This window comes from Fictibacillus fluitans (assembly GCF_030418125.1).
In the GTDB taxonomy this organism is placed as follows: domain Bacteria; phylum Bacillota; class Bacilli; order Bacillales; family Fictibacillaceae; genus Fictibacillus_C; species Fictibacillus_C fluitans.
Genome location: NZ_JAUHTR010000006.1, coordinates 103,961 through 128,957, shown reverse-complemented (window position 1 = coordinate 128,957; position 24,997 = coordinate 103,961). Strand labels below are relative to the sequence as shown.

Sequence of the window (24,997 nt, the reverse complement as noted above, 5' to 3'; positions counted from 1 at the left end):
CAAAAAGTAAGGACAAGGAGGAATGTACTGTGACTAGATTTTTTATCAAGCTTGTCCTTTTTGTTGCGTTAGTTTTGATCGGATATCAATATAGATACCGTCTGTTGAATGTTATTCTCGGAGTGCCGCTGATCCGCCGTGTGGCGGTTGGCAAAATGATGTCGTTTCCTGGTGTCCGTGATAAATTTATGAAGGAAATGTTTTGAGGCGCTCCTTTGCGCCTCTTCTTTTATACCGATGAAAGTGGATGCTGTCTTTTTTGATTTGGATAATACGCTGTATGATTATGAACGGGTATTCCGGCTTGCTGCCATTCAAAGCTTTGCAGAACTGTGGAACAAAGGAGACATCACTGGAGAGGCAGCAAGCGCGGAACAATGGTTCCGGCGCTTTAAATCCTGCTGTGACCGCCACTGGGGTGAGTATGAAAGCGGGCGTCTGTCCAGGTCCGAATATCAGAAAAAGAGGTTATTGGAATCATTAAAGGAGAGCGGTTTGCAATTCGCTTCTCTTGATGCGCGCTCTTTTGAACACCTTCTTCGCCAATTTATTCCTTCCTTTTGTGTACTCTTTAACGGAATGGACGGACTGCTTGAAGTGCTGAAGGACCATCAGATCCTGACAGGAATTATTACCAACGGGGAAGAGGAGCTTCAGAAGAAAAAAATAACATCCTTATCTTTAGAGCAGTGGATTCCTTCCAACTGTATTTTTATTTCGGGCACAATGTCATTAAAAAAACCGAATCCGCAGATTTTTTCTTTGGTTCAAAGGGAGTCCGGCTGCAACTATCCTTTATACGTGGGCGACACTTGGGAGCTTGATATCCAGCCTGCCCAAAAAGCAGGCTGGGAGGCCATTTGGGTTACACCTAAAAGTAAAAATGGCCGAAACGGACAAATAGCCTCCTCCATTTTTCAGTTGCGTGAAATGCTTATCTCGTATATTGAATAAGCTGGATGAATTCCCCGTCCTTCAGTTTAAACAGCACCATCAGATGGGTTTTGTCTTTGCTGAACATAAGTAAAGGCATACTGCTGCCGATGGGGCTGGCCTTTTGGCCGTTGCTTTTCGTCACTCCCAGAAAGTAATTCTTGTAAAGCCCTTCCCACAGGTTTCCGATCACCTTATTGGTTTGGTCCTGCATATAGCCGGGAAGAGGCTTTTTTTGGTATTGAGGCAGCTCTGTCAGAGCAACGGAGTAGTAATTTGCACCGGTTACATTGTAAAATTGTTTTGCACCGGCCCACGCTTTTTGCAGATAAGAGAAGGTCTTTACATCCAGCTTTGTTTTTGCTGTCCGCTCAGCCTGTGTTTGCGGCTTTTGGAAACCCGCGAAGGAAGCTCCCTTTTGGTAGATGTACATACTTTGTCCGCTCATGTCCTGGGCACTTCGGTAAGTGTTTTCATTTTTATGGATTTCGGCATAATGAAAGCTGACGCTCTGGGACAAGCGTTCATTGCGCCCGGGGACCTTTTTGGATTCCTCAATGACTTTGGTATCCTGTTTCCATTTATTCATGGTACTTGCCAGAACTCCGTTTCCATATAAGAGGGAAATATCCTGTCGAAGGTAGACAGGCTGATTGGTTTCGGAAGCAGCATTCCACTGAAGGGTATAGTTTTCAGGGGTGGAACCGCTCAACCGAACGCTGGTGTCCGCCTTTGTAAAATAGACCTGATGATCGATCGGGAAAAAAATAATGCTTTCTTTTACAGGTTCCTTGCCAAAATGATACATAAAAAAGAGGATTGCAAAAAATGCAGGAAGAACAATACCTAGCCAATTTCTCATTTTCATCGAATACCACCCCGCTGGACAGACTGTTGTTCCATGTGTATGCAGCAGACGTTAAAGAAAGAAGAAGGAAATGAGCGGAAAGAAAAGAAATCGTTAAAGAAGAATCAGATAGGAGAGAGGCAATTTATGATTAATGAACAAGAAATTGTACAGAACATTAAGGATCTGGTCAGCATTCCCAGCCCTTCAGGCTATACCGGGGATGCGATTTCTTATGTGGGTGATTTTCTCAAAAAAGAAAATGTGCCGTTTTACCTGAACCGTAAAGGGGGACTGATTGCCACACTGAAAGGAAAAGATGACAGCAAGCATCGTCTGCTTACGGCTCACGTCGATACACTTGGAGCGATGGTGAAGGAAATCAAAGGGAGCGGCCGTCTGAAGCTGACAATGATCGGCGGTTTCCGCTGGAATGCAGTGGAAGGCGAGTACTGCAAAATTCATACCGCAGATGGAAAAACGTATACAGGAACCATCCTGATGCATCAGACATCTGTACATGTATATAAAGACGCCGGCGAAGCAAAGCGCGATGAAGATAATATAGAAGTACGGATTGATGAAGTCGTAAAAACAAAAGAAGAAACAGAGAAGCTCGGCATTTCTGTTGGTGATTTTGTTTCCTTCGAACCGCGCGTGGAACTCACGGAGAGCGGCTTTATTAAATCCAGGCACCTTGATGACAAAGCAAGTGTGGGGATTCTCATGCACCTGATCAAGCTGGTCAAGGACAATAATATCGAACTGCCTTACACCGTTAATTTTCTAATCTCCAATAATGAAGAGATAGGGTATGGAGGAAATTCCAACATCACGGATGAGACGGTGGAGTACATTGCGGTAGATATGGGCGCCATTGGAGACGGACAATCGACCGACGAGTACAGTGTTTCCATTTGTGCAAAAGATTCAAGCGGTCCTTACCATTATGAACTTCGCAAGCATTTGGTGAGACTTGCACAGGAGCACAGTGTCGACTACCGCGTGGACATCTATCCCTTTTACGGTTCCGATGCTTCCGCCGCGATTCGTGCGGGTTTTGATATCAAGCACGGACTTGTCGGGGCAGGAATTGCCGAATCTCATGCTTATGAGCGGACCCATGTGAGTTCGCTTCGCCATACTGCAAATCTGCTTCTTCATTATGTTCAATCCGAACTGGCATAAAAAGCGAAAGAAACCGCTGTCTTTTCAGCGGTTTTTTTCGTCAGTCTCTGCTATAATAAGCAGGGTGATAAAATGAAAACGCTATATGAGGTACAGCAGCTATTAAAAAGGTTTGGCATCTTCATCTATACAGGCCACCGTCTCGCAGACCTGGAAATGATGGAGGAAGAAATAAGATCACTGTATGAATCCGGGATGATTAATCCGCAGGACTTTAAAATGGCGCTACTTGTGATCAAGTCAAACATGCAAAAATACAGCTAGTTAAAATTCATATAAAGGGTGACAGCAATGGATGAGAAATGGTATGTAGGCGTAGATTTGGGCGGAACAACAATCAAGATGGCATTTATCAGTGATTACGGCGACTTGATTAAGAAATGGGAGATTCCAACCGATATTTCGGATAAAGGAAAGAACATCACAAAGGACATCGCCAAGAGCATTGATACGGTACTGGACGAGCTTGGCAAAAATAAATCAAAACTTCATGGCATTGGAATGGGAGCCCCTGGGTTTATTGATCTTTCCAGAGGATTCATTTACCACGCGGTGAATATTGGCTGGGTCAACTTCCCGTTAAAAGAACGTCTTGAAATGGAAACCGGTCTTCCTGTGGTGGTGGACAATGACGCCAACCTGGCGGCTGTAGGCGAAATGTGGAGAGGAGCCGGAGATGGTGCGAAGGATCTTCTCTGTGTTACGCTCGGAACGGGAGTCGGCGGCGGAATCGTTTCCAACGGAAAAATCGTTCACGGCACAAATGGCATGGGAGGGGAAATCGGCCACATTACAGCGATTCCTGAAGGTGGTGCTCCCTGCAATTGCGGAAAGACAGGATGTATTGAAACCGTTGCATCTGCAACAGGCATCTGCCGCTTGGCAAGAGAAGGGCTGAAGGATTATCCAGATTCGCTTCTGCACAAAGAAGAGGAAAAAGAAGGCGGCATCACTTCAAAGGATGTTTTTGATGCTGCAGATAAAAAAGATGAGCTTGCTCTTTCTGTGCTTGAGGTCGTTGGGTACCATCTGGGCTTCATGCTAGCCAACCTGGGTTGTACCATCAATCCCGGGAAAATTGTACTTGGCGGCGGAGTATCAAAAGCAGGGGATAAAATCCTCGAGCCAGTCAAACGAAACTTCGAAAAATTTGCCCTGCCCCGCGTAAAAGAAGGCGCGGAGTTTGCAATAGCTTCTCTGGGCAATGATGCCGGTGTGTATGGCGGGGCCTGGATGGCCAAGACGCTTCATGAAGAAACAATAATGTAATCTCATAACGTTAAAAAAAACGATGAAACCATGCTTATGCTTTAAGCATGGTTTCTTTATTTTCATATCCCTGTGGTCGAGAGAATAAAATGAAAGGTAGAGGCAAAATTCAGGAGGAGGAGCATATGAAGTTAACGGTAAGAAAAGGAGATACATTCTCCTATTACAGCGAATTATTCGATCTCCCCTTGCAGCTGCTGCTTGATTCCAATCCCAAACTTAACCCCCAGGCGCTGCAGCCCGGATCTTTTGTACGGCTGCCCGGATATTTTACAGAAAACGTGACTATCAAACGGGGAGATACAGTGTATACCATCGCGCAAACCTGCCGTATCCACCCTGATGCCATATACCTGTTGAATCCGCTCTTAGGCACACAGCCACTTACAGTAGGGTCAAGGCTCTTTGTGCCGAAGCGCGCAGCAGGAAGAGTGGTGTCTTTTGGAGTCCCTTATGACTATACAACGCTTCAAAAGGATCTTTGGAGGTTATGTGAACTGTATCCTTTTATACAGAGTGATATCATTGGGCACTCTGTGCTGAAAAAGGAACTTGTTCAGCTGAAGTGGGGAAGAGGAACGAAAAAGGTGCATGTTAATGCTTCCTTTCATGCGAATGAATGGATCACTACGGGGATATTAATGACATTTTTGAATGATTACCTGATCGCTTTGACCAACAATATCCCGATTCGCGGAATCAATATGCTTACCCTCTACGAACAGTCGACGCTGTCTGCGGTCCCCATGGTGGATCCGGACGGTGTGGACCTTGTCCTGCACGGTCCGCCAGTGCAGGAGCCTTATCACAGTTTCGTAAAGGCGCTAAATAAGCAGTCACCGGACTTTAAAGACTGGAAAGCCAACATCCGGGGAGTAGACCTGAACAATCAGCTGCCTGCCCGCTGGGAAAAGGAAAAAGTACGGAAGCCTCCGGAAGCCGCTCCACGGGATTATCCCGGAGACTATCCGCTTTCAGAACCTGAAGCCGAGGCGATGGCAGAGCTCGCCTTCACCGAAGACTTTGACCGTGTGATTGCCCTCCACACCCAGGGGAAGGAGTTTTACTGGGGGTTTGAAAAGGAAGAACCGCCTGAAGCGGAAGAAATAGCCCGGGAGTTTGAAAGAGTGAGCGGCTACAAAGCCGTACGGTATGTTGACAGCTATGCGGGGTACAAAGACTGGTTCATCCAGGAATTTCGCCGTCCTGGCTTTACAATTGAACTTGGGTACGGTGTAAATCCTCTGCCGCTTTCGCAATTTGATGAAATCTATGAAGATACACTAGGCATTTTTCTTGCGGGTCTTTATATGTAAAAAGCAGCAACCCGGAAAAAAGTCTCCGGGTTGCTGCCTTTTTGATTTGATATAATGCATGTTAAACTAATAGAGAATTCATATGATGGAGGTAGTATAATGGCGATTATTGATATAACGGTGATTCCGATTGGAACAGAGACTCCCAGTGTCAGCAAGTATGTGGCGGGAATTCAGCGGATACTCGAAAGCTATGGAGATCGAATCAACTATGAGCTTACGCCGATGAACACCATTGTTGAAGGAGAGCTCGATGTGCTGCTTCAAGTCATCAAAGATATGCATGAGGCACCTTTTGCCCAGGGGATTCAGCGTGTGGCAACCAACATTCGTATAGATGACCGCAGGGACAAGCCATCTACGATGCAGTCGAAACTTGAGAGTGTAAGAGCGCAAATGAAATAAAAACAAAAACCCATCGGCACAATGAGTGCGCGATGGGTTTTTGCTGGTTGGTTTAGTGACCTGAAGAGCCTCCGCCTGTAAACACATCAATAAAGGTCATAACGGTAAACCAGCCGAATACGGCTAATGTAAGGAATGCAAAACCGGAACCTAACATATTTTTGATTTTTAAAGAACGCAGTAAACCTAGAGCAGCTAAAATTGTAACAATAGCAAAAATGATGGCTAATCCCATATACTATGCCCCCTTACTCTGTAGTAATCTAAGTTCTTCCTAAATTTCCTATGTATAGCAGTTCAGACGGATACTACCTTGTACTATTTTACTTGTTTTGTAACCGTTTGTACAGTCTCCTTTTTTTACGAATTTACCGAAATGGAGACATTGTAAGCACTTGCATATTTTTCGATGAGTTCACGCTCCGCCCGGTCAGCATAATAAATTTTTTTCTGGCCTTTTGTTTCAGTGCCAATCAGATGCTCTTCCAGTTGAAACAAAAACTGGTCCGGTTCCCCGGGCTGCGGGTTAATAAGGTGAAAACTAAATATGAGATCTGTAAACAGGTAATAACGATGTGCCGCGGAAATGAGGCCGTAATCACGAAAAAGTGCTGTCGGCTGGAACGTTTCCGTGCGGATGAGCGGATGAATATCTTCGAATATGTTTTGTGATTCATAATACTCTTTTAATCGCAGCGCTTCTTCTTTTGTTTCCACGATGGATATCCCGGCGTCCCGGTCTGAAACAGCGACGAGGCTTGCCGTCTTTCGGACCACCTGGGCAAGAGCACCCGGCTTTTTGGTGCTGTCCGGTTTCATTTCAACTCCATAGCAAAGGGTCACATGTCTTTCCTCCACATCGTTTTTATTTTTAGTGTAAAATAGGGAGAAACAGATTGCAATGGAGGGATAACTATGAGTTGGGAACGATTGACGGTCGGCCCTGTGCAGGAGAATACATATGTACTTTGGAATGAAAAAAAAGAAGGAATTATTTTTGATCCGGGAAGTGAAGGCAAGAAAATTATTTCCCTGATTGAAAAAAGGGGAGTCAAGCCCCTTGCGATTCTGCTGACACATGCGCATTTTGACCATATTGGTGCAGTGGATGCAGTACGTGAGAAATGGGGAATCCCAGTTTACATACATAAGAAGGAAAAAGATTGGCTCGGAGACACGAGCAAAAACGGTTCGGCTCATTTCATGCAGCGTATTGTCGCAAAGGATGCCGACCACCTTATTAGAGAGGAAGGTGAGTTGAGCATCGGCAGCTTTACCTTTAAGGTACTGGAAACGCCGGGACATTCACCGGGAAGTGTATCGTATTATGCAGCAGAAGAGGAAGTTGTTTTCTCGGGAGACGCGCTTTTTTCAGGAAGCATAGGAAGGACAGACCTGTATGGCGGCAACCACGAGCTTTTACTGAAAAGTATCCACAACAAGCTCTTAAACCTTCCTGAAGAAACGCTCGTTCTTTCCGGCCACGGCCCGGAAACATCCATTGGTGCCGAAATGGACTCCAATCCTTTTTTAAGCGGCTTTTAATATGCTCTCCGTGATCAGGGAAAGCATAAAAAATGCTCCTGGCGGTTCCATTTCTTATGCGGCGTTCATGGAAATGGCCCTGTATCATCCGGAACACGGGTATTATCAAATGAATAAAGCAAAGATTGGCCGTAACGGGGATTTTTATACAAGCAGCACAACTTCTGCGGTGTATGGCGCCGTCTGGGCCGATGTCTTTTATTCCATGTTCAGTGAACTCGGAATTTCCTGTGTTCTTTGTGAAATCGGGGCAGGAGACGGTTCTTTCGCCAAAAGCGTCCTTGACGAATGGAAAAGAAAAGGCTATCCGCCGCTTCACTATGTGGTAGTCGAATCGAGTCCGTATCATGCGGAACAAATCGGTATGAAGCTTGAGGGTTTTTGCTGGTCGCGTTTTTCATCCCTGGAGGAGTTTCAGTCCGTATGTCCCTCTTTTAACGGGATAGTGTTTGGAAATGAGCTGCTTGATGCCCTGCCGGTTCATGTGGTCAGGCAAACACCAGCTGTTTTGAAAGAAGTGCGGGTGGCTCTGAACGAAACAGGGGAACTTATGGAAGTTGCTGTCCATGCGGATGATGAGCTTAGGAAATGGGTGGAGACATATCAGGGAGATCTGGAACCCGGACAAACCATGGAGGTTCCACTGGCGATGGCCAGCTGGCTCAGTAAACTATATGAATGGATTGAACGGGGATTTGTGGTTTTTGTGGATTACGGGTATATAAGAGAGGAATGGCGGCAGCCGGAGGTTCGTGAAGGAAGTCTGCGGGGCTATTACCGGCATCAGCTCATTTTAAATCCATTGTCCCGTCCGGGAGAGATGGATTTGACCTCCCATGTTCACTGGGACTGCGTCCGGAAAGCAGGAGAAAATTTTGGCTGTCCAACAACCTGCTTTCAATCCCAGCAGGAGTTTTTGCTTGAGAAGGGGATACTGAACCACCTGGTTGCAAACGTTAGCAGGGATCCTTTTTCTCCCGAACATAAAAAAAACCGTGCCATCCGCTCGTTGATCATGGACAACAGCATCAGCCGGTATTTTCAAATATTAATCCAAAAAAAAGACGGCTGCTGTTAAGCAACCGTTTTCTTTTTTTCATAGAAGTCATTACGCTTTTCTTTTTAGTGACCGCCACCGGGAGTCATCATGAATGTTGTCCAGTATGTAAAGCCGACAAAAAAGACAGTTAAATAAGCGCCGAAAATATAAATATACATACGCTCAGATAAATTCAGGTAGCTCAGTGAAACAAATAAAATGGTTTGGCCTAAAAACAAAAGAGACATGTCAGTCAGGTCTCCGAGATAGGCCATTACTGCAATAATCCCAGTCCAAAAGCCTAAAACCTTGTACATTCTTGCCATATGTATCCCTCCCTTTTCACCGAAGAACTCATTTGTATTATATATGAATTTTTACACAATTGTAAATGCCAATCTAGCTGGATTTGGAAAAACAAAAAAAGAACACAAAGTAGGTGTTCTTTCACAAAATTTGGCTGGGCTAGCTGGATTCGAACCAACGAATGACGGAGTCAAAGTCCGTTGCCTTACCACTTGGCTATAGCCCATCGGCACTACTTCTATTATGGCTCGTGTCGAACGAAATATACAAAAAAAGATAATATTTTAAAAGGATACGCGCAAATACTGTCGAATTAAGTCAGAAACCAAAGAAAGAAGGTGATAATTCATTGCCAATTGAATTAAAAAGCGAAGAACTGCTTCAGTTAGCCTCCAGAACTAATGCCTCCGATATCCATTTTGTACCGCTCCGCGATCATGGGCTGATCCAGCTTCGGATGGACGGTCAGCTGCATCCGATTGAAAAAGTACCATACGTGTTTTTTGAGCGCCTTATTTCCCATTTTAAATTCAAAGCCGGAATGGACATTGGTGAAAAACGCAGGCCACAGGATGGCTCGATGGACATTGAACTGAACGGAACGCTGCTACATCTCCGCCTGTCCACACTGCCAACAGCTTTTCATGAAAGTCTTGTCATCCGGCTGCTTCCTCAGGGTGGTCCTGTTAATTTCGAAACACTCGCACTTTTTCCTCACTCTTTGAGAGGCCTCTATCCTTTACTCAACCGCTCAAGCGGGCTTATCCTCTTTTCCGGGCCAACAGGTTCCGGTAAAACTACAATTATGTATTCTCTTCTTCAGTATATCCAAACCAAGCAGACCAGAAATATTTTAACGCTCGAAGATCCGGTAGAAAAGAAAACGGATTTGTTTTTACAGATGGAAGTTAACGAAAAGGCCGGGATTACTTACGGTGAAGGGTTTAAATCACTGCTTCGGCATGATCCGGATGTGATCATGATCGGTGAAATCCGTGACGAGGCTACAGCGAAGCTGGTCATCCGTGCGGGAATGACCGGGCATCTGGTGATTACAATAGGACTCTCCATCTTTAATAAAACTCAATATTGGTAAATTCGATTGAGGAAGGGATTCTTTCAGTTGTAACCTTGTCCACTTTGATCTCCTTCACAATCATCTGGATCACTTGCTTTTGTTCCTGGGGACTCATCACATCCCAGTTATCCCGCAGCTCTAAAAGGTATTCAGTAAGATCCACTTGAGGCCCAGCTTCTATTTGCTCCAAACCATTCAACTCTTCAAGGATTAATTTTTCTTTTGCATTGTCTTCATCCATCCGACTTTTGAAGTCAGAATCAGTCATCAATTCGTTTACCCATGCATATTGCCATTTCTTTTTTCTTGACTGAATGGCTTTCCATTCCTTCTTTAACTCCTCCATTTGATCCTGAGCTTTTGTATTTGCCGGTCCTGACAACGTTTCTTCCAAGTCAGGGGAAATATCCCACTCAGCCATTAAATCCCTAAATCGGGCATTTACGAAGTTCTGAGAGATGGTGGGCAAATCACACTTCCCGACTTTCTTAGAAGGGCAGTAATAAGCATAGGATTCAATGCCTCTCGAGATACTGTACTTCCCATTCAAATTTTTTCCACAACGATGGCATTTTAGTACTCCAGAATAGATAAACGGACTGGTGGCCCTTCTGGGGTGACTGGTTCTTCTGTTTCCCAGAATTAATTGAGCTTTTTCAAATACTTCCGGTTCAATGATCGGCGGGGCAACGTTCTCCACTTCAAAATAATTCTTCTTATTGACGCGGTGGTTATAACGCATGGTTCCAATATAGATCGGATTGGTCAATATATATTTCAAAGGCGCTTGAGAAAAGGTATTACCTGTTTTGGTCTTGATGCCTCTATCATTTAACATCCGGGCCAGCTTACTGATGCCTAGGTTGTTTGTCGTGTACTGATTGAATATTTCTTTGACAACCGCAGCCTCTCCAGTGTTAATGACAAGATGATCACCTTCCCTGTCATATCCCAGGGGTGACATGCTATTCACCCATTTCCCCTCTCGAGCCTTTTCTTCCATTCCAAACTTCACACGCTCTCCAAGATTCTCCCTTTCCCATTGAGCAAGAGCAGCAACCAGGGTGATGAACAGGCGGCCGGTGGCGGTGGTTGTATCATAAATCTCTGTTGCTGATTTAAACTTCACATCATGTTTTTCAAACAAATTAATCAGCTCATGCAAATCCATGACGGATCGGGTAAGCCTGTCCAATCGGTAAACAAGGACACAATCAAAAGCTTTTTCTTTCACACCGCGCAGCATCCGCATTAATTCCGGACGGTTCATATCTTTGGCACTGATGCCTTCATCCACATAAAAATGAACGATTTCCCAGCCCTGGGACACCGCATAAGCCTGTAATCTGGTCTTTTGCGCTTGGATGGAATATCCTTCTTCAACTTGCTCATGTGTCGAAACCCTGATGTAAACTACAACTTTCATCCTATAAATACTCTCCAATCTTCGACAATTCGACAAATAACAGGGTCGTTTTGTCGATAATATAGTCATAATTACCTAGACAAAAGAGGATTGTCAGTCTAGTTTTATAATTTAAAATATATTACAATAAAAAAATAAGAAAACATTTGTTCGCAAAAATGGAGGAAACACAACGGAGATGGTGAATTTGAAAAAACTGCTGATAAAATTAGTGAAGAGCTTATCGTCTAATCTTGATCTTCATGCCTTGGCAATAAAAAAGGGGAAATCATTTATTCACATAAACGGTTCCAGGAACTTGGAAACGAAGTTAGGAATTAAGCATGAACATATTCTCAACAAGTCATTGAAGGAAATACATAAATCTGAGTACCTGGAGCGACAGGGGTATTATCAGAAGGCTTGGAGCGGGGAAGAAGTTATCTATAAAGTAAAATGCTCTCTCAATTCGGATCAGTCTTATATCAATGTTTTATCACCGATTAAGGAAAACGGAAAAGTGATCATGCTCCTGGTGCATGTTGTCCCTTTTGAACTGATCCCTGAGAAATTACAGAAAGCCGCGTAAAAGGATGCCTATTCAGCATCCTTTTTTGTTTGCCGTAAACTACGAATGACATTCACTGCAAATTCTAATTCTCCTATAGTGACATCTTTTCCATCTATAGTCGGTCTATGTTTAATTAATTCAACCAGGGGCGCTCCATCATCCAGCTCTTTTAAAAACTCAAGCTCTTCTTCTGTAAATTCTTCATGTGGAACGGTGTACCCAGCTGCATTCATCAACTTGGTCACATCAACATCAAGATGAGGGGCTAGTTTCAATACTGATTCAGGACTTGGTCTGCCTCTTTCTCCATTTTCAATCTGAGAAATATAGGCATGAGAAATCTTTGAGCGTCTGGACAATTCTCTCATAGATAGGCCGCGTTTAATTCTTAGTTCCCTTAAATAATCCCCAAAGTAGGACATAAATTAAATTCCTCCATATTCGCCAACAAAGTCATTATAACAACATTTTAATAAGAAATGAAAAGAATTTTAAACTTTTGTGTAATTAATGGTTGCCAATTGTTAACAACGATGATAACATTGGTAACAACAAGCAAACAAGTAATAAACAACCATTAACAAGCATACGGTAATGGTTAAAGCTTCTGATAGAGCGGAGTACGCCAAGACACCTGAAGGATTCAGGGAGAGCGACAGGTTTTAAAATCCCAAGCGCCAAGACATTGGAGGTTTTAACCATTACCGTAAAAGGTGAGGTGATGCAAATGAAGATTAAACTAAAGAATGCCCATGATTTCAAAAAGCTTTTGATTAAAAGCGGTTATACCAACAGCAGCTTTGCACAAAAGATTGACGTATCTAGTGCTTATGTTAACCAGATTGTCAACGAAAAATCCTTTCCCAGCCCACAAGTAGCAAAGAAAATCACAGAAGAACTGGAAATTGATTTTGACACCATTTTTTTTATCGATGATGGTAACTGTTTGTTAACAAAAAGGAGTACATCATGAAGAACCAACCTTCTCCAGAAGCAATGAAGCAGCTCATGAAGTTCATGCTTAAAACGTCCGCACCTAGATTGGCCGAAATGAAAGCTAATGAAAATAAAAAAGGAGGACAAGCGGTATGAATATGGTTGCCATTGGATTGATGTTTGCAGTTGTCATGTTGGGTTTGGTGGGTTGCACCATCAAAGGCGCATTAAAGGAGGTGAAACAAAATGAAGCATGAGCTGAAGTTGATGCCGGTTGAGGCAATCAAAGTAAGGAATGCCATTGTAAGTGAAATCGAACAGACAGATTCTCCTTTCAGGAAAGAATGGTTGAACCTGATCTATAACAAAATTGATTTCTCAAAAGGCACTGCCCAACTGGATGGAGGCGAAATGGAGTTAATCGTTCAGTGTCTCAGAAAGATCGCCAGTCTTTATGTGAGAAACGGCAGGATGAAAAGTGCCATTCCTTATTTCAACATCGCGTATAAGGTGCATGATGAAAAATTGAAGTATCAAGCCAGGTATGGCCCTAAAGTATTGAGCTTTAAAGGAGGTGAAAACAATGAAAGTGATCAGCAGCGGAGGCAAGCGGGTGTTAGCGTTTGATAGCGCGGAGCGGATTGAATTGGAGTTTAAGGAAAACAGTTGTGTCATCGTGCCTGCTTCAAAAAAACAAAGAGCGCTTGACATCTTGGCAGAGCAAAACATGGGGCATGAAGCTTCAGAGATTGAGGCTGAGGAGTACTGGTTCATTCAAGCAAAAAAGTAAAGCAATCGCGCACCTGGCAGGGTGAACGATTGCAGGGGTAAACATTGGACTCTGTTTACTTACCCCTATTATATGCAGGCTTGGCCTAAATATTCAAAAATAGGAGGAAATCTTTTGAAAATTACTTTTGACCGGCTCACTATTTCAAACTTTAAAAACCATGACTCTTTGATCATTAACTTTTCCGATGTGACCAACATTGCAGGAAAGAACGGCGAAGGCAAAACGTCCATCGGGGAGGCCATAACATATCTGCTTTACGGAATCGACATGATGGGAACCAAACTGGATCCTACACCCATACATCAAGAAGAGCCTGAAGAAACTAAAGTTGAAATGCTGCTATCGGTTGACGGAAAACAAACCCTGCTGGCCCGCACGTTGAAGAAGGGCAAAGCAAAATACTATATCAATGAAGTCCCTGAGAAAGCTACTAAATACACACAATTCGTTGAGGAATTGTTTGATAAGAACCTTTTCCTTTCCCTGTTCAATCCAGTCTATTTCTCTTCACAACACTGGGAAGATCAGCGCAAGCAGCTGCTCCAGTTTGTCAGTGAGCCATTAAACAAGGAAATCCTTGCCAAGCTTGGAAAGACGGATGCTGGGGCTTTAGAGGAACCATTGAAAAAGATGTCGCTGGATGACCTGGAGAAAGTACATCGCGAAAAGTTCAATACCAATGACAAGAAATATGATCGGGCCAGTGAGCGGGTGTTGACCTTAAAAGAGCAGCTGAATAAGTTCCTAGATGCTGCTGATCCGGAAGCCAAAGTTGAGGATCTGCAAAAGCAGATTAATAGCTTGAAAGAAAAAAGAGATGGCCTGGATGATGAACGCCTCAAAAAGATGGAAGCAAACAACAAGCGGACGCGGCTGGAGTCTCAATGGGAGATGCTCAGGAGAGACATCCTGCAAGTCAAAAGCGATATTGAGGCCATTGATTCAGAGCCGATTGCTGATGCTTGCTCCACTTGCGGACAACCTTTGGATGAGGAGTCCATTCAGAAAGTACTAGAAAACAAGAAAGCTAGAATTGACAACGCTAAAGCCAAAGGCAGGAAGTATCAGGCAGACTTGAAGCCGCTTAAAGCACAACTTGAAGCTTTACCACCGCTTGAGGAGATCCCTCATGCTGAGAAATCCCCGGCTCATGAACTGGACACTCAGATTTATTCCCTGAGAGTGAAGGTGGAAGCGGTTGGCCGTATCGATCAGTTGAAAGGTGAAATTGCTGAAGCTGAGGCGAACAAAGAAACCATCCGAACAGACCGGAATGCCTCTCAAAAGGTTGTGGATGCCATCAAAGCCTTCAGAACAAAGCGGGCTGAACTGATGGTTCAAAAGATGGATGAACTGTTCACAACCATCTCAGTCCAGTTGTTCAAAGAGCAGAGGAATGGTGATCTTAAAGCCACTTTTGAGATTGAAATGGACGGAAAGCCCTTCAGCAAACTTAGCACAGCAGAAAAGATCAAAGCGGGCTTGGAATTAATTGAAGTCCTGAGCCAGCAATCCGGTCTGGTTGCACCATGCTTTGTTGATAACGCTGAGAGCATCATCCGGTTTGCAAAACCTTCAGGACAGCTGATTGTTGCCAGGGTTGTGGATCAGGACCTTACTATCACAAAACAGGAGGCGGTTCCAAGTGAGTGAGAACTTCAGTGGAGTTTTAGAAAAGAAGATTGCTCAAAAGAAGGCGGCAGAACTTTGCCAAAAGCTCAACAAGTTGTTTAAAGAATTTGCCAATGAGCTGAATCAATTGGATGAGGAGTTCAACTTTGTAAATCCAGAGAAACCGGAAGATGCTCTTCAATTCATCCAAAAAATTCTAAGATACAACAAATTTGACGGTTACTTCTATGGGCCATATGGAAACGACATTCAAGTTTCCCTTCCTACCAGTTGCCTGCTGGCTATGGTTGAAAAATCTATTGAGGATATTCTCAACAAGGAGGGAAACTGATGCGATCACTTAGGAATATTTTAGGGCTTTATTCGGTTCCACTCATGTCTCAATTAATCAAAAGCAAACCGGAAAAGGCCGCACAACTTTATGTGCCAAAGTCAAAGTCCAGTGAACTACCGCCAAAGGAAAAAGAGCGGCGCAAAAAGCGCAAAAAAATGGCGCAGCAATCGAAAAGGAGGAACCGCAAGTGAGCGTTCAAATCAGCAAGCATCATCTTGCTTTTGTGGAAGCAGCTCGGGAAGCTTTTGAACAAAATCCGGTTTTGGAAACTTTTCAGCATCCTGATTATTCATATATCGCTTTACGGATGGGGGAAGATCGGGACTGCATTGAAATCCTTGAAGTTCATGACTGCATCGCTAACTTTGTTCAGCAAATGGATCCAGCACCAGGTCCGCGTTATGAGGTCAGGGTGTTTGCTCAAATGATGGAAAACCAGCTTAGAGCCAATGACCACAAAACCGGCTGGAAAAAAGAAAAAGTTGAGTTTTTATGTCAGGAATTGAGCAGGAATTACACCGCTTTAGCAATTGCAATCAAAGAAGGTGACAGGACTGAAGTTGTTAACCGATGCGCGAACATCGCAAACTTCTCAATGATGATCGGTGACAACGAAGGAACAAAACTATAAAAAAACTGGAGGAAATACAAAATGACAAAACAACAAAACCAATTAACAACTGTCTCTGCAAGCCTGGTATACGGTGATCTAACGGAACAGGATGTTGTAACGGTAAGGGAAACCATCGGAAAAGATTGCAATGAATCACAGTTTAAATTGTTCATGTCCATCTGCAAAAGCTCAGGAGCCAACCCGATCCTCAATGAGATTTATCCAGCGGTAAGGGGCGGCCAGCTTACAGTTCAATTCGGAATTGATTTCTATGTAAGAAAGGCCAAGGAACATGAGAGCTATCTTGGATATGATGTCCAGCTGGTTCATGAAAATGATGAGTTTAAAATGCATCAGGAAAAAGGAGATGATGGCCGGTACTTTATGGTGATTGATGATCACTCCTTTGGATTCCCGCGGGGGAGAGTGGTTGGCGGTTATGCCATCGCTTACAGAGAAGGTCTAAAGCCTTTCACCGTCATCATGGAAACCGATGAAGTGGAGCATTACAAAAAATCCAACATCGGAATGCAGAAAACCATGTGGACAAATAACTTCAACGATATGTTCAAGAAGCATATGACCAGAAGAGCGCTCAAGGGTGCTTTTGACCTGAAATTTGAAGAGGACGGAGTTCAAGCGGAAACCGCTCCATCATATGAGCCAGGGCAAAGAAAGGACATCACACCAAACACCATCGCCGTTGAAGGTGGACAGGTCCTCACAGAAGAGGAGCAGCTTGCCGAACAATGGAGCATCATCAAAAAGCTCACTAAAGGCTGGGGTGAGGATGACCTAAAGTCTTTGATTGCCGAGAAGTACAACAAGAAACCAAAGGATCTCTCTCTTCAGGAAGTGGTTGGCCTAGCGAAATACATTGAACTAGCAAAGAAGGAATCTGAAAAAGCCGCTGTTAATGATGACGTTCTTGACATCGACTTTGAAGAAAATTAATGAAAAGTAATGTTCCTTACAAGGTAGGTCTTCCCAGGTGGATCTGGGAGGACCTACACACCCAGGAAGAACGCATTGCAGCCATTAAGAAATATATGAAAACGTCCTATCCTCATTACATCGTGAAGGGTGTAAAGGGAAGAGAAGCGATCTGCTATAGAAGGGATGAGATGTAAGTGAAGAACGGCAAAAAACCTACAGTTGCCCAGAAGAAAGTTATTAAAAAGATCGGCCTTGATCCTGAAAACTGGCTGATCTACAAGAATCTTCCGGAAGAACTTCATCTTGTCCATAGATATACCAACACCAAAAAAGTGATCCCAGCATTTTAAAAACCATTAAATGTTGAGCAAGGAGGCGGGGTGATCATGGCAAGGCCAAAGAAAGAGGGGCTGCAGTATTTCCCACTGGATGTAGACATGGATCAGGATGACAAAGTTGCTCTGATAGAGGCAAAGCATGGACTGACCGGCTTTAGTATCATCGTTAAGTTGTTCATGAAGATTTATAAAAACGGCTACTTTTACGAATGGACCGCAAAGGAACAGTTGCTCTTTTCCAGCAGAATCAACATGGAGTTATCAACCATTGAAGAAGTCATTGAAGATTGCATCAGCTGGGGAGTCTTCAACAGAGATTTATTGGAACGGTACGAAATCCTTACATCCAAAGGCATCCAAGAACGATATGCGGAGGCAACAGCAAGGCGCAAAGAGGTGGTCTATATTGATGAATACCTTCTTGTAAAGCCTGAGCAGCACATCGGAAACAGCAGGATACGGATCCGCTTGATGAACCTGGACAAAGAAATTGTGTCGGAAGACCTTAATCCTAAGAACGGCGATAAAACACCAATGCCTGAACAACCTAAGAAAGAAAAGCCTGCTCCAAACGTGTTCGATCTTCTTATTAATAACAGGATCATTAAACCGGAAAACATCAATGAAGTGATGAGGGATGACATTGATGATGTGATGGAAACATTCGGCTTTGAAGATCCGCTTGAAATGATTCAGGAGGCCATCAAGGACTCTGCTAGAGGAAACGGACGGACCTGGAAGTTTGTTTATAACAAGCTGAACGATTGGAGAAAGAAAGGATACAAGAATCCTAGAGAAATAGGTTCAACCGCAGGACAGGGCAGCAGCATTGACGCGATTGAACAGTTTGCGAAAAAGCATGGTCAACAGATAGGGGGCGGCGGTCATGGAGTTTAATGAAGCTCTGGACATTGTTCAAAGGATCGCTGCTGCTTATGCAAGGTTTGACCTGACTGGCAAGGCCGGGGAGAAGAGAATTGAACTTTGGACAGAGCATCTTCTTCCCATGCCTTACAAACCGGTATTACAGAATTTGAACCAGCACATCAACACAAGAGCCTTTCCACCTTCTATCTCAGAGATCGCAGCTGCAGACAAATCAGCCAATGACTTTCTGGAGAAAAAAAGAGAATGGGAAGCGCAAGCGGCTCATGAGAAGCAAAGCGGCAACAAGAAAACGGCAAAGGACTTCATGCCTCCTGACCTGATGAAACGGCTCGAGAAACGAAGAAAGGAGTTAAACGGTGGATTACGCTCAACTGGCAAACATTGAAGCAGAGCAGGCGGTTCTTGGCTCCATCTTACTGGAATCGGATTTAATTCAAGAATGCCTGCTTATTCCAGAACATTTTGCACAATCCAATCATCAACAGATTTTTAGAGCTATGCGGGAGATCGATGCAGCGGAAGACACTGTTGACATTATAACGGTAACAACCACCCTGGGAAGTGCATTGGATCAAGTAGGTGGGGTCAGTTATCTTTCAAGGCTTGCTGAATCTGTTCCATCCACTGCCAGCTTCACCATGTATCAGCAGTTGATCCAGGAGGCTTACCGGCTGAGAGAGGCCCGGAATGTAGCAGCAAGCCTGGTAAACAGTCCAACAGATGAAAAGATTTCTGAAGTATATAACCAGCTTTCATCCTTAATGGAGATCGGAACCAAAAAGGCGCGATCCAAAACGGACATCCTGCTTGAAATCTATGATGACGTAAACACAGAAAAAGGGGACATCACCGGCATTCCCACAGGCTTGAAGGATTTAAATGACATGACAGGCGGCTGGCAAGAAGGAGATTTAATCATTTTGGCAGCGCGGCCATCGATGGGGAAAACGGCCCTTGCTTTGAACTTTGGATTAAACAACAGCCATAAAAAAGGTGTGACAGACATCTTCTCTCTGGAAATGAGTGATAAGTCCCTGACTCACAGGATGCTTTCTTCCATTGGTCGGATCAATGGGGCCAAGTGGAAGAATCCCAACAGAGATTTCACCGAAATGGATCATCAGAACTTTTCCAGAGCGGCTGCTATTTATGAAAACTATCTCATCAACATCCATGATGAGCCAGGACAATCCGTCTTTGACATAAAGGCGAAGGTCCGGGCCACAAAAAAGGAACATCCGGAAAAGCCACACCTCGTAATCATTGATTACTTACAGCTGATTACATCTGTAGGAAAGTTTGACCGGAATGACTTGGCCATCGCTCATATGACCAGAGAGCTAAAGAATATGGCCCGATCTTTTAAAGTCCCGGTGATCTTGCTTTCACAGTTAAGCCGGGGAGTAGAACAGCGGCAGGATAAAAGACCGATGATGTCCGATCTGAGGGAATCTGGAGCAATTGAGCAGGACGCGGATGTAATTGCCTTCCTTTACCGGGATGAGTACTACAACAAGAATACGGAAGCTAAAGGCATCACAGAGATCATCCTTGCTAAACAAAGAAACGGCCCGATAGGAACCGTTGAAAGCTTGTTTGTAAAAGAGTTTGGTCAATTCTTGGACCTGGACCGTCAGGCTGAATTGAACATATAGGAGGTAAAATGATGCTTTATCTTGTTGGATTATCCGTTGCTTTCAGTTTTGGATTCTTTGCTGCTGCATTGATGGCAGCGGGCAAGGATGAAGAGCAGCCAAGTCCCTTTGTAATGGATCCTAACAACAAACCTTTTCTAAGGAGGATCAAATAGATGGAGTTAAGGCGGCAAGTGCTTATTCAAAAGCTGCAGCAGTTGAACGTGTGGCAAGCCAGAGATGGCCGACTTCTCAGGGAAATAACCTTGTCAGATTTAGAACTTGAATATTCCAGAGCGCTGGATAGAAAGGGTGTAAGAGTATGAATCTTATAAACGAATTTTGCAAAGAAGCTTTTGAAACTGCTAAATCGAAAGGTTGGCATGACAAGCCGATTGAAACCGGCACTTGCTTGGCGCTGATCCACAGTGAAGTGAGCGAGGCACTGGAAGCAGACAGGAAAGGCGATGCTGAAAACTTTGCTGAAGAGCTTGCAGATGTATGTATCAGAATTTTTGATCTTTGCGGAGCGCGGGGGATTGACCTGGAAAAAGCCATTATCAATAAAATGGCCTATAACAAGAACCGCTCTCACAAACATGGAGGCAAAAAATACTGATGGGGTACAGCCGAGAAGAACAAGAGACAACAATGGTTTTTGATAACAGCACTGGCAAGTGGAGCGTTTATTCCACTGTTCCGAAACACATTAGAAAACTCTCTAATCTTACAGAGATTTCAGTCTTAGAAACGGAAGAGGGAAGGCCACTAGCTATTAAATGCACTCTGTCCGAAAAGCAAGTGAGCATGAAACAGGTCCGGGTGATGTCTGAAGAGCAAAAGCAAGCTGCTGCTGATCGGATGAAAAAGGCCAGGGAGGAAAAAGCGGAATGAGAGATATAGGGATTGATCCCTCAACCAAAACCGGCTTTGTGGCTCAAGGGCTTAAAGGTGAAGTTCTCAGACAAAAAGAGCTTACCGGTGTAGGTTCAGTGGATCCCAAACGAATGATCACTCTGATTGATGAAATTATTGCTCACATCCAGCCAAACGATTACATCTGCATTGAAGGGTTTGGCTTTGCTTCACAACAAGCGATTCAACTTGGCGGGATTGGCTGGGGCATCCGGATGGCTTTGGCAAGGCGGGGCCACAAATGGATTGAAGTTGCTCCAAGCCAGTTAAAGAAATTCGCAAGCGGTAAAGGCAACACCAATAAAGATGAACTTGCTGTCCATATTTATAAAAAGTTTGGGTTTGAACATAGCAGCGATAATGTCCGGGATGCTTTTGTTCTTGCAGAAATAGCAAGGCATTTAAGGACTGGTGAAGTTGCTAAATACGAATATCAAAGAGAAGTGCTACACGCGATTTTAAACCCTGTCCCAAAAACTAAAAAAAAGCGTAAAGCTAAAGGAGCGAAATAGCATGACAGTTGAAATGAACGTTTTCTTTAAGATGATGCAGAAGGATGACAAGAAAGAGGTCCTAAAGCTAGAAATCAAAGGTACTGAAAACGAAAAATCCGAAAATGAACTGTTTCTCCTTTCTGGCAGCATTGTCATCTTCAACATCAAAGGGTGTGAGGCTGGAGATGTGACCGCGGAGTTTAAGAACATCCAGCGCGATTCCAAAAAGACCATCCTGAACTTCCTGATCAAAGGGGACTCAGAGAAAAAGTCCCAGGCACTTTATAAGTATGCTGGCCGAAATGTTGGCATCATGATCCAGCCTTCCCAGCTCTCCATTGATGAGTTTTATGACGAAGAGGGGCAACTTGAGCAAGATGCAGAAGACGAAGAAAACCCGGATCAATTGAGCCTTGAAGACGTTGAGAACGTGGATGACGGTGAAGCAGCAATTGAGGTTATGGATCCGGAACCTGAAGAAGAAGTTGATGATGAGGACTTTGAAATTGATGATGAGGAAGCCTTCAAAGAATAAAGCATCTTATGACTTCTGCTCCTCCTGATCTGGGGGAGCGGAAGTTCTATAAAAACTAAAAAGGCGGGGAGAAAATGGCAAGCGAAGTAAAAACTTATTTTCTGTCACCGGAGGAGCTGGAGAAATACCGCGCAACGCCAAAGCAGAAAGGTCCGAACATTGTTGATCCTGGGTTTACCAATAACGTGAACATGGCCCTTAATTCTTGGAAGAGAAGACAGAACACTGTTAAAAGTGATCATCACCGGCCGCGGGAATGGCGCTGGCCTCAAAATCGATAAAAGGGGATAGAAGTCATGAAAATGTGTATGGAATGCAATGAAAAGCAAGTATACGCGCATGGCTTATGTGAGGAGCATTATGGTGATCTTTTCAAGAAGGAGAGTGAGCCGCTTGAAGTTGACAGTGGGGAAGAAGTATAGAGCTTCCAACAAAGGCTGCTTTGTGGATTTCCGGATAGTGCAAAATGAAGATCCTGCTGATTGGGTGCAAGTGTTAGGCGGCAATATAAACGCCACTGGGAACCGGCTGGATGTGAAAGAGTGGATTCGTCAAGGCTGGACTTTTGAAGAATTGCATAAAAACAATTATGCCGCTCTTTCCAAGCAGCCTCATCCTAAAGAGAAGGTTCACCCATTCATTTATGACAATGCTGATCCTGATTTCAAATACACAAAGACCTGGCCTGGTGCGATGTATGGAAGCCTCAAAAGCTCTATACCCACCAATTACGAAGAAGTGGCAGATGAACTTTTGTTCTATCTGACTAGGAAAAGGGCGCTGGAGCAAGACAATGGTGAATGGTTTGATCAATTAGGAGAAGAGAGGAAGAAAGGTGTATGAGCGGGCTTTACAAAAGGAAAAACAGCCGCACTATTGTCCCGCGGGATGATAAAGAAAACCAGCCTTTTGATAACTCAGTCAAGACCTACAAACTTTCTGATGAAGAACTTGAAAAATATAGAAATGGAGAAAAAGGAGGAAGCGTGATGAACAAAAAAAACGTCACACAAAAGCAATATGAGGAGGTGCGGTTGAAAGTTGCCAATGATTCAGAGGCAGCCAAAGAACTGGATATTTCTCCAGCGACTCTCTATAACAAAAAAAGAGAATGGGGCCTTGTTGGTGGTAACAATGTCTCTGTAAAAGAAGCAGTTGATCAAGTTGCAAAGCCGGTTAGTAAAGAGGCATTGAAAGCCATGACGGAAAATCTAACAAAAACCCTTAACAATAAAGCTCCAATCTCTGATGCTCCTCTTGATCTGTCTGAAATTGAAATTGAAGACATTCCCACTGAGAAAGAAGCGACTGAATATGAAAATCTTATTGAAAAGCTAAAAGGTGAACTTGCTGAAGCCCGCCTTGCTGAAAGCAAAGTCATCCTGGACCTTCAAACTGATTATGACAAGCTCAATGAGCAGTTCTTGAAAACTGATGCTGAAAAGCAAGAGCTTGAAAAGAAACTAAATAAGTCAACTGCAGCAGCGGAATATAACCAAAATTTACATCAACAGAACATGGAGCTGACAAGGCGAAATAATCAATTACTTTTTAACTTGGCAGCCATAAACGGCGATTATCGGACGTTGGAAGAACGGTATAAAGCCATATCATCTGCCTTGAAGGTGCATATCTAATGGCTGCTGAAAAGGATCCACTCTTAAAGCAATTACAACATCCTTTCTACAGAGAAACGGATGACTACAGGGATGAAATCAAGATGAGGACGCTTGAAAAGGCTGCTGTTAAATATCCAGAGCCTTTCAATCCGGAAAGCTGGACCAGTGACCAGCTGGCTGATCATGCTATGGCTGAGAACTATGACCAATCAAATTACATCACCGGCATGAGAAATCGCATGAGGAAGCTTGAGCAACTGGTTGAGGAAAAGGATAAGCGGATCGCGGACCTGGAAGCTGCCATCAGAGAATATGAAGGTGATTGTCCGTTCTGATGGGCCGCAAAAAAGGTGTGAAGACCGGTAGAAAAAGAAACTGGTGCTTTAATGGCCAGCTGCTTACCGATGAGCAAATGGAGCGGGTTGCAGAGCTTGACCTTTCCTACAGATGCATTACTAACCGGATTGATAGAGGAATGGAGATCAGCGCTGCAATCTCGACTCCAAAAACCAAAGGATTAAAAAAATGCCCAGCTTGCGGGGAAACGGCCACAAAAAAACTGAGATACAACCATCAAGGAATTGAGCTTCATATACCAGTTTGCAAGCGTCATAGTGATGTCCTGGATCTGAATGAAACCGTTGCTGTCCTACTTGAAGTCCTATACACACAAGCGGAAAGAAAAGGGTGAGGGAATGGAGCAGCTGGAGAGGATGAAACAAATGTCTTTTGAACTTCCTGAACTGGATAGGGCGGCAACCCAGGCGGCAGTTGAATCCGCTCTTGAAAGGTACAGGCTTTATAAATACGTACTGTTTGAAGAAAGGGAAGCTTCTATCACAGCCAGCAGCGAAGTCCGCAATCATGGCCCAACCAATGAAACCAGCGATCAGACCGGGGATATTGCCATTTATAATGTGAATGAGCAGCAGGAGCGAAAAAGGTTTATTGATCGGATGGAAAGGGCCGTAAACCGGCTGCCTAAGATGGAACAGTTTCTTATCAAAGAAAGATACATGTGTCCAGAAGCGGAATACTTAACTGATTTTAATGTGTACTGTCACAAGTTCCAGCCGCCTATCAGCCATCCTACTTATGCAAAGATCCGCTGGAAAGCTTTTTATAGGCTGGCTTTGAATTTAAATATTGCTACTACAAAGGGGATATAAAAGAAATGAAACCATACTTCCAGGGCGCTGGACATTACAAAACCTTTGTTGATCAAGTGAAGAAAAGCAAAAAGAATATCGTCCTTTCTCCTCAGCAGATCCTTGAGATTGTGGATCATGCCAGGGAGGAAGGGAAGAACATGAAAGAAGATGTGAAACAGGGTTAAACCATAGGGGAATGAGGTCAATATCCATCCAGTAAGCTTTTACCCAGCATGAATATCGTACTTGTTTACGGCGCGATAATTAACTCACAACT

The 24,997-nt window shown here is 43.9% G+C and carries 45 protein-coding genes and 1 tRNA gene; 39 read left to right on the top strand and 7 right to left on the bottom strand.

Going from position 1 to position 24,997, the window contains the following annotated elements; translation table 11 throughout:
* The first annotated feature begins 29 nt into the window (after positions 1 to 29).
* Together QYB97_RS12885 and QYB97_RS12880 are read left to right on the top strand one after the other, a co-directional pair.
* The gene (locus QYB97_RS12885) at positions 30 to 206 is read left to right on the top strand and encodes a hypothetical protein (protein ID WP_164988836.1); all 177 of its coding nucleotides are present in this window, start codon (positions 30 to 32) and stop codon (positions 204 to 206) included.
* 31 nt (positions 207 to 237) lie between these two features.
* The gene (locus QYB97_RS12880) at positions 238 to 954 is read left to right on the top strand and encodes an HAD family hydrolase (protein WP_301166416.1); all 717 of its coding nucleotides are present in this window, start codon (positions 238 to 240) and stop codon (positions 952 to 954) included.
* On the opposite strand, the gene QYB97_RS12875 is transcribed toward QYB97_RS12880, so the two are convergent.
* A complete protein-coding gene (locus QYB97_RS12875; RefSeq protein WP_301166415.1) occupies positions 935 to 1,801 on the bottom strand; it encodes a hypothetical protein in 867 nt (288 codons plus the stop codon). The two genes, QYB97_RS12880 and QYB97_RS12875, sit on opposite strands and share 20 nt — an antisense overlap.
* A gap of 126 nt (positions 1,802 to 1,927) precedes the next feature.
* On the opposite strand from QYB97_RS12875, the gene QYB97_RS12870 reads away from it, so the two are divergent.
* The 5 genes from QYB97_RS12870 (at position 1,928) to QYB97_RS12850 (ending at position 5,958) form a co-directional block, all read left to right on the top strand.
* Complete coding sequence (locus QYB97_RS12870; protein ID WP_301166414.1) at positions 1,928 to 2,968, top strand: M42 family metallopeptidase; 1,041 nt, start codon at positions 1,928 to 1,930, stop codon at positions 2,966 to 2,968.
* A gap of 72 nt (positions 2,969 to 3,040) precedes the next feature.
* Positions 3,041 to 3,232 carry a YqgQ family protein gene (locus QYB97_RS12865; protein WP_301166413.1) on the top strand — a complete coding sequence of 64 codons (192 nt, stop codon included), beginning with the start codon at positions 3,041 to 3,043 and terminating at the stop codon, positions 3,230 to 3,232.
* 27 nt (positions 3,233 to 3,259) lie between these two features.
* The gene (locus QYB97_RS12860) at positions 3,260 to 4,237 is read left to right on the top strand and encodes an ROK family glucokinase (protein WP_301166412.1); all 978 of its coding nucleotides are present in this window, start codon (positions 3,260 to 3,262) and stop codon (positions 4,235 to 4,237) included.
* Positions 4,238 to 4,362: 125 nt separating this feature from the next.
* Positions 4,363 to 5,553 carry a M14 family metallopeptidase gene (locus QYB97_RS12855; RefSeq protein ID WP_301166411.1) on the top strand — a complete coding sequence of 397 codons (1,191 nt, stop codon included), beginning with the start codon at positions 4,363 to 4,365 and terminating at the stop codon, positions 5,551 to 5,553.
* A 99-nt stretch (positions 5,554 to 5,652) separates the two neighbouring features.
* Positions 5,653 to 5,958, top strand: a complete 306-nt coding sequence (locus QYB97_RS12850) for an MTH1187 family thiamine-binding protein (RefSeq protein ID WP_301166410.1) — start codon at positions 5,653 to 5,655, stop codon at positions 5,956 to 5,958.
* 52 nt (positions 5,959 to 6,010) lie between these two features.
* On the opposite strand, the gene QYB97_RS12845 is transcribed toward QYB97_RS12850, so the two are convergent.
* Together QYB97_RS12845 and QYB97_RS12840 are read right to left on the bottom strand one after the other, a co-directional pair.
* Positions 6,011 to 6,193, bottom strand: coding sequence for a DUF2759 domain-containing protein (locus QYB97_RS12845; protein WP_061971038.1), 183 nt, complete (start codon positions 6,191 to 6,193; stop codon positions 6,011 to 6,013).
* 125 nt (positions 6,194 to 6,318) lie between these two features.
* The gene (locus QYB97_RS12840; RefSeq protein ID WP_301166409.1) at positions 6,319 to 6,801 is read right to left on the bottom strand and encodes a hypothetical protein; all 483 of its coding nucleotides are present in this window, start codon (positions 6,799 to 6,801) and stop codon (positions 6,319 to 6,321) included.
* A gap of 72 nt (positions 6,802 to 6,873) precedes the next feature.
* On the opposite strand from QYB97_RS12840, the gene QYB97_RS12835 reads away from it, so the two are divergent.
* Positions 6,874 to 7,503 carry an MBL fold metallo-hydrolase gene (locus QYB97_RS12835; protein ID WP_301166408.1) on the top strand — a complete coding sequence of 210 codons (630 nt, stop codon included), beginning with the start codon at positions 6,874 to 6,876 and terminating at the stop codon, positions 7,501 to 7,503.
* 1 nt (position 7,504) lies between these two features.
* Positions 7,505 to 8,581: a class I SAM-dependent methyltransferase gene (locus QYB97_RS12830; protein WP_301166407.1), complete on the top strand. Its 1,077-nt coding sequence runs from the start codon at positions 7,505 to 7,507 to the stop codon at positions 8,579 to 8,581.
* 44 nt (positions 8,582 to 8,625) lie between these two features.
* Here QYB97_RS12830 and QYB97_RS12825 read toward each other — a convergent pair whose 3' ends face one another.
* Positions 8,626 to 8,868: a DUF2626 domain-containing protein gene (locus QYB97_RS12825; protein WP_061971029.1), complete on the bottom strand. Its 243-nt coding sequence runs from the start codon at positions 8,866 to 8,868 to the stop codon at positions 8,626 to 8,628.
* A gap of 131 nt (positions 8,869 to 8,999) precedes the next feature.
* A tRNA-Gln gene (locus tag QYB97_RS12820) sits at positions 9,000 to 9,074 on the bottom strand.
* Between the two features lie 123 nt (positions 9,075 to 9,197).
* Here QYB97_RS12820 and QYB97_RS12815 point away from each other — a divergent pair.
* A complete protein-coding gene (locus QYB97_RS12815) occupies positions 9,198 to 9,944 on the top strand; it encodes an ATPase, T2SS/T4P/T4SS family (RefSeq protein WP_301166406.1) in 747 nt (248 codons plus the stop codon).
* On the opposite strand, the gene QYB97_RS12810 is transcribed toward QYB97_RS12815, so the two are convergent.
* The gene (locus tag QYB97_RS12810) at positions 9,922 to 11,352 is read right to left on the bottom strand and encodes a recombinase family protein (protein WP_301166405.1); all 1,431 of its coding nucleotides are present in this window, start codon (positions 11,350 to 11,352) and stop codon (positions 9,922 to 9,924) included. The genes QYB97_RS12815 and QYB97_RS12810 overlap by 23 nt on opposite strands.
* Positions 11,353 to 11,650: 298 nt before the next feature.
* Between QYB97_RS12810 and QYB97_RS12805 the strand changes: the two genes are divergently transcribed.
* Positions 11,651 to 11,920, top strand: a complete 270-nt coding sequence (locus tag QYB97_RS12805; RefSeq protein WP_301166404.1) for a hypothetical protein — start codon at positions 11,651 to 11,653, stop codon at positions 11,918 to 11,920.
* An 8-nt stretch (positions 11,921 to 11,928) separates the two neighbouring features.
* Here QYB97_RS12805 and QYB97_RS12800 read toward each other — a convergent pair whose 3' ends face one another.
* Complete coding sequence (locus QYB97_RS12800; RefSeq protein ID WP_301166403.1) at positions 11,929 to 12,324, bottom strand: helix-turn-helix domain-containing protein; 396 nt, start codon at positions 12,322 to 12,324, stop codon at positions 11,929 to 11,931.
* Positions 12,325 to 12,629: 305 nt separating this feature from the next.
* On the opposite strand from QYB97_RS12800, the gene QYB97_RS12795 reads away from it, so the two are divergent.
* The 28 genes from QYB97_RS12795 to QYB97_RS12660 all read left to right on the top strand — a co-directional run bounded on the left by QYB97_RS12795 (position 12,630) and on the right by QYB97_RS12660 (position 24,905).
* Positions 12,630 to 12,875, top strand: a complete 246-nt coding sequence (locus QYB97_RS12795) for a helix-turn-helix domain-containing protein (protein WP_301166402.1) — start codon at positions 12,630 to 12,632, stop codon at positions 12,873 to 12,875.
* Positions 12,872 to 12,994, top strand: a complete 123-nt coding sequence (locus tag QYB97_RS12790) for a hypothetical protein (RefSeq protein WP_301166401.1) — start codon at positions 12,872 to 12,874, stop codon at positions 12,992 to 12,994. Before QYB97_RS12795 ends, QYB97_RS12790 begins: the two co-directional genes overlap by 4 nt.
* 90 nt (positions 12,995 to 13,084) lie before the next feature.
* Positions 13,085 to 13,465, top strand: coding sequence for a hypothetical protein (locus tag QYB97_RS12785; RefSeq protein ID WP_301166400.1), 381 nt, complete (start codon positions 13,085 to 13,087; stop codon positions 13,463 to 13,465).
* A complete protein-coding gene (locus tag QYB97_RS12780) occupies positions 13,422 to 13,628 on the top strand; it encodes a hypothetical protein (RefSeq protein ID WP_301166399.1) in 207 nt (68 codons plus the stop codon). Before QYB97_RS12785 ends, QYB97_RS12780 begins: the two co-directional genes overlap by 44 nt.
* A gap of 114 nt (positions 13,629 to 13,742) precedes the next feature.
* Positions 13,743 to 15,284, top strand: a complete 1,542-nt coding sequence (locus QYB97_RS12775; protein ID WP_301166398.1) for an AAA family ATPase — start codon at positions 13,743 to 13,745, stop codon at positions 15,282 to 15,284.
* Positions 15,277 to 15,594, top strand: coding sequence for a hypothetical protein (locus tag QYB97_RS12770; RefSeq protein WP_301166397.1), 318 nt, complete (start codon positions 15,277 to 15,279; stop codon positions 15,592 to 15,594). Before QYB97_RS12775 ends, QYB97_RS12770 begins: the two co-directional genes overlap by 8 nt.
* Positions 15,594 to 15,788: a hypothetical protein gene (locus QYB97_RS12765; RefSeq protein ID WP_301166396.1), complete on the top strand. Its 195-nt coding sequence runs from the start codon at positions 15,594 to 15,596 to the stop codon at positions 15,786 to 15,788. Before QYB97_RS12770 ends, QYB97_RS12765 begins: the two co-directional genes overlap by 1 nt.
* The gene (locus tag QYB97_RS12760; RefSeq protein WP_301166395.1) at positions 15,785 to 16,228 is read left to right on the top strand and encodes a hypothetical protein; all 444 of its coding nucleotides are present in this window, start codon (positions 15,785 to 15,787) and stop codon (positions 16,226 to 16,228) included. Before QYB97_RS12765 ends, QYB97_RS12760 begins: the two co-directional genes overlap by 4 nt.
* Positions 16,229 to 16,249: 21 nt before the next feature.
* Entirely contained in the window at positions 16,250 to 17,164 is a 915-nt protein-coding gene (locus QYB97_RS12755; protein WP_301166394.1) for a RecT family recombinase, read from the top strand.
* A complete protein-coding gene (locus QYB97_RS12750; RefSeq protein ID WP_301166393.1) occupies positions 17,164 to 17,340 on the top strand; it encodes a hypothetical protein in 177 nt (58 codons plus the stop codon). The genes QYB97_RS12755 and QYB97_RS12750 overlap by 1 nt, the downstream gene beginning before the upstream one ends.
* A complete protein-coding gene (locus tag QYB97_RS12745) occupies positions 17,341 to 17,496 on the top strand; it encodes a DUF6906 family protein (RefSeq protein ID WP_301166392.1) in 156 nt (51 codons plus the stop codon).
* A 36-nt stretch (positions 17,497 to 17,532) separates the two neighbouring features.
* On the top strand, positions 17,533 to 18,381 hold the full coding sequence (locus QYB97_RS12740; RefSeq protein WP_301166391.1) for a DUF4373 domain-containing protein: 849 nt from the start codon (positions 17,533 to 17,535) through the stop codon (positions 18,379 to 18,381).
* Positions 18,371 to 18,757, top strand: a complete 387-nt coding sequence (locus QYB97_RS12735) for a replicative helicase loader/inhibitor (RefSeq protein WP_301166390.1) — start codon at positions 18,371 to 18,373, stop codon at positions 18,755 to 18,757. Before QYB97_RS12740 ends, QYB97_RS12735 begins: the two co-directional genes overlap by 11 nt.
* Entirely contained in the window at positions 18,729 to 20,027 is a 1,299-nt protein-coding gene (gene dnaB / locus QYB97_RS12730; protein ID WP_301166389.1) for a replicative DNA helicase, read from the top strand. Before QYB97_RS12735 ends, dnaB begins: the two co-directional genes overlap by 29 nt.
* An 8-nt stretch (positions 20,028 to 20,035) precedes the next feature.
* Positions 20,036 to 20,182 (top strand): hypothetical protein, encoded by a 147-nt coding sequence (locus QYB97_RS12725; RefSeq protein ID WP_301166388.1) that lies wholly within the window; start codon positions 20,036 to 20,038, stop codon positions 20,180 to 20,182.
* Complete coding sequence (gene fbpA / locus QYB97_RS12720) at positions 20,183 to 20,332, top strand: Fur-regulated basic protein FbpA (RefSeq protein WP_301166387.1); 150 nt, start codon at positions 20,183 to 20,185, stop codon at positions 20,330 to 20,332.
* Complete coding sequence (locus tag QYB97_RS12715) at positions 20,329 to 20,625, top strand: pyrophosphohydrolase domain-containing protein (protein ID WP_301166386.1); 297 nt, start codon at positions 20,329 to 20,331, stop codon at positions 20,623 to 20,625. Before fbpA ends, QYB97_RS12715 begins: the two co-directional genes overlap by 4 nt.
* Entirely contained in the window at positions 20,625 to 20,900 is a 276-nt protein-coding gene (locus QYB97_RS12710; protein WP_301166385.1) for a hypothetical protein, read from the top strand. The genes QYB97_RS12715 and QYB97_RS12710 overlap by 1 nt, the downstream gene beginning before the upstream one ends.
* A complete protein-coding gene (locus QYB97_RS12705) occupies positions 20,897 to 21,433 on the top strand; it encodes a RuvC family protein (protein ID WP_301166384.1) in 537 nt (178 codons plus the stop codon). The genes QYB97_RS12710 and QYB97_RS12705 overlap by 4 nt, the downstream gene beginning before the upstream one ends.
* 1 nt (position 21,434) lies before the next feature.
* Entirely contained in the window at positions 21,435 to 21,950 is a 516-nt protein-coding gene (locus QYB97_RS12700) for a hypothetical protein (protein ID WP_301166383.1), read from the top strand.
* A gap of 74 nt (positions 21,951 to 22,024) precedes the next feature.
* Positions 22,025 to 22,231 (top strand): hypothetical protein, encoded by a 207-nt coding sequence (locus QYB97_RS12695; RefSeq protein WP_301166382.1) that lies wholly within the window; start codon positions 22,025 to 22,027, stop codon positions 22,229 to 22,231.
* Between the two features lie 15 nt (positions 22,232 to 22,246).
* Positions 22,247 to 22,372: a hypothetical protein gene (locus tag QYB97_RS12690; RefSeq protein ID WP_301166381.1), complete on the top strand. Its 126-nt coding sequence runs from the start codon at positions 22,247 to 22,249 to the stop codon at positions 22,370 to 22,372.
* Positions 22,344 to 22,793, top strand: a complete 450-nt coding sequence (locus QYB97_RS12685; protein ID WP_301166380.1) for a hypothetical protein — start codon at positions 22,344 to 22,346, stop codon at positions 22,791 to 22,793. The genes QYB97_RS12690 and QYB97_RS12685 overlap by 29 nt, the downstream gene beginning before the upstream one ends.
* A 143-nt stretch (positions 22,794 to 22,936) precedes the next feature.
* Complete coding sequence (locus tag QYB97_RS12680) at positions 22,937 to 23,587, top strand: hypothetical protein (protein WP_301166379.1); 651 nt, start codon at positions 22,937 to 22,939, stop codon at positions 23,585 to 23,587.
* Positions 23,587 to 23,904, top strand: coding sequence for a hypothetical protein (locus QYB97_RS12675; protein WP_301166378.1), 318 nt, complete (start codon positions 23,587 to 23,589; stop codon positions 23,902 to 23,904). The genes QYB97_RS12680 and QYB97_RS12675 overlap by 1 nt, the downstream gene beginning before the upstream one ends.
* Positions 23,904 to 24,260 carry a hypothetical protein gene (locus QYB97_RS12670; RefSeq protein ID WP_301166377.1) on the top strand — a complete coding sequence of 119 codons (357 nt, stop codon included), beginning with the start codon at positions 23,904 to 23,906 and terminating at the stop codon, positions 24,258 to 24,260. Before QYB97_RS12675 ends, QYB97_RS12670 begins: the two co-directional genes overlap by 1 nt.
* Positions 24,261 to 24,291: 31 nt before the next feature.
* Complete coding sequence (locus QYB97_RS12665) at positions 24,292 to 24,738, top strand: ArpU family phage packaging/lysis transcriptional regulator (RefSeq protein WP_301166376.1); 447 nt, start codon at positions 24,292 to 24,294, stop codon at positions 24,736 to 24,738.
* A 5-nt stretch (positions 24,739 to 24,743) separates the two neighbouring features.
* A complete protein-coding gene (locus QYB97_RS12660; RefSeq protein ID WP_301166375.1) occupies positions 24,744 to 24,905 on the top strand; it encodes a hypothetical protein in 162 nt (53 codons plus the stop codon).
* Positions 24,906 to 24,997: the final 92 nt, after the last annotated feature.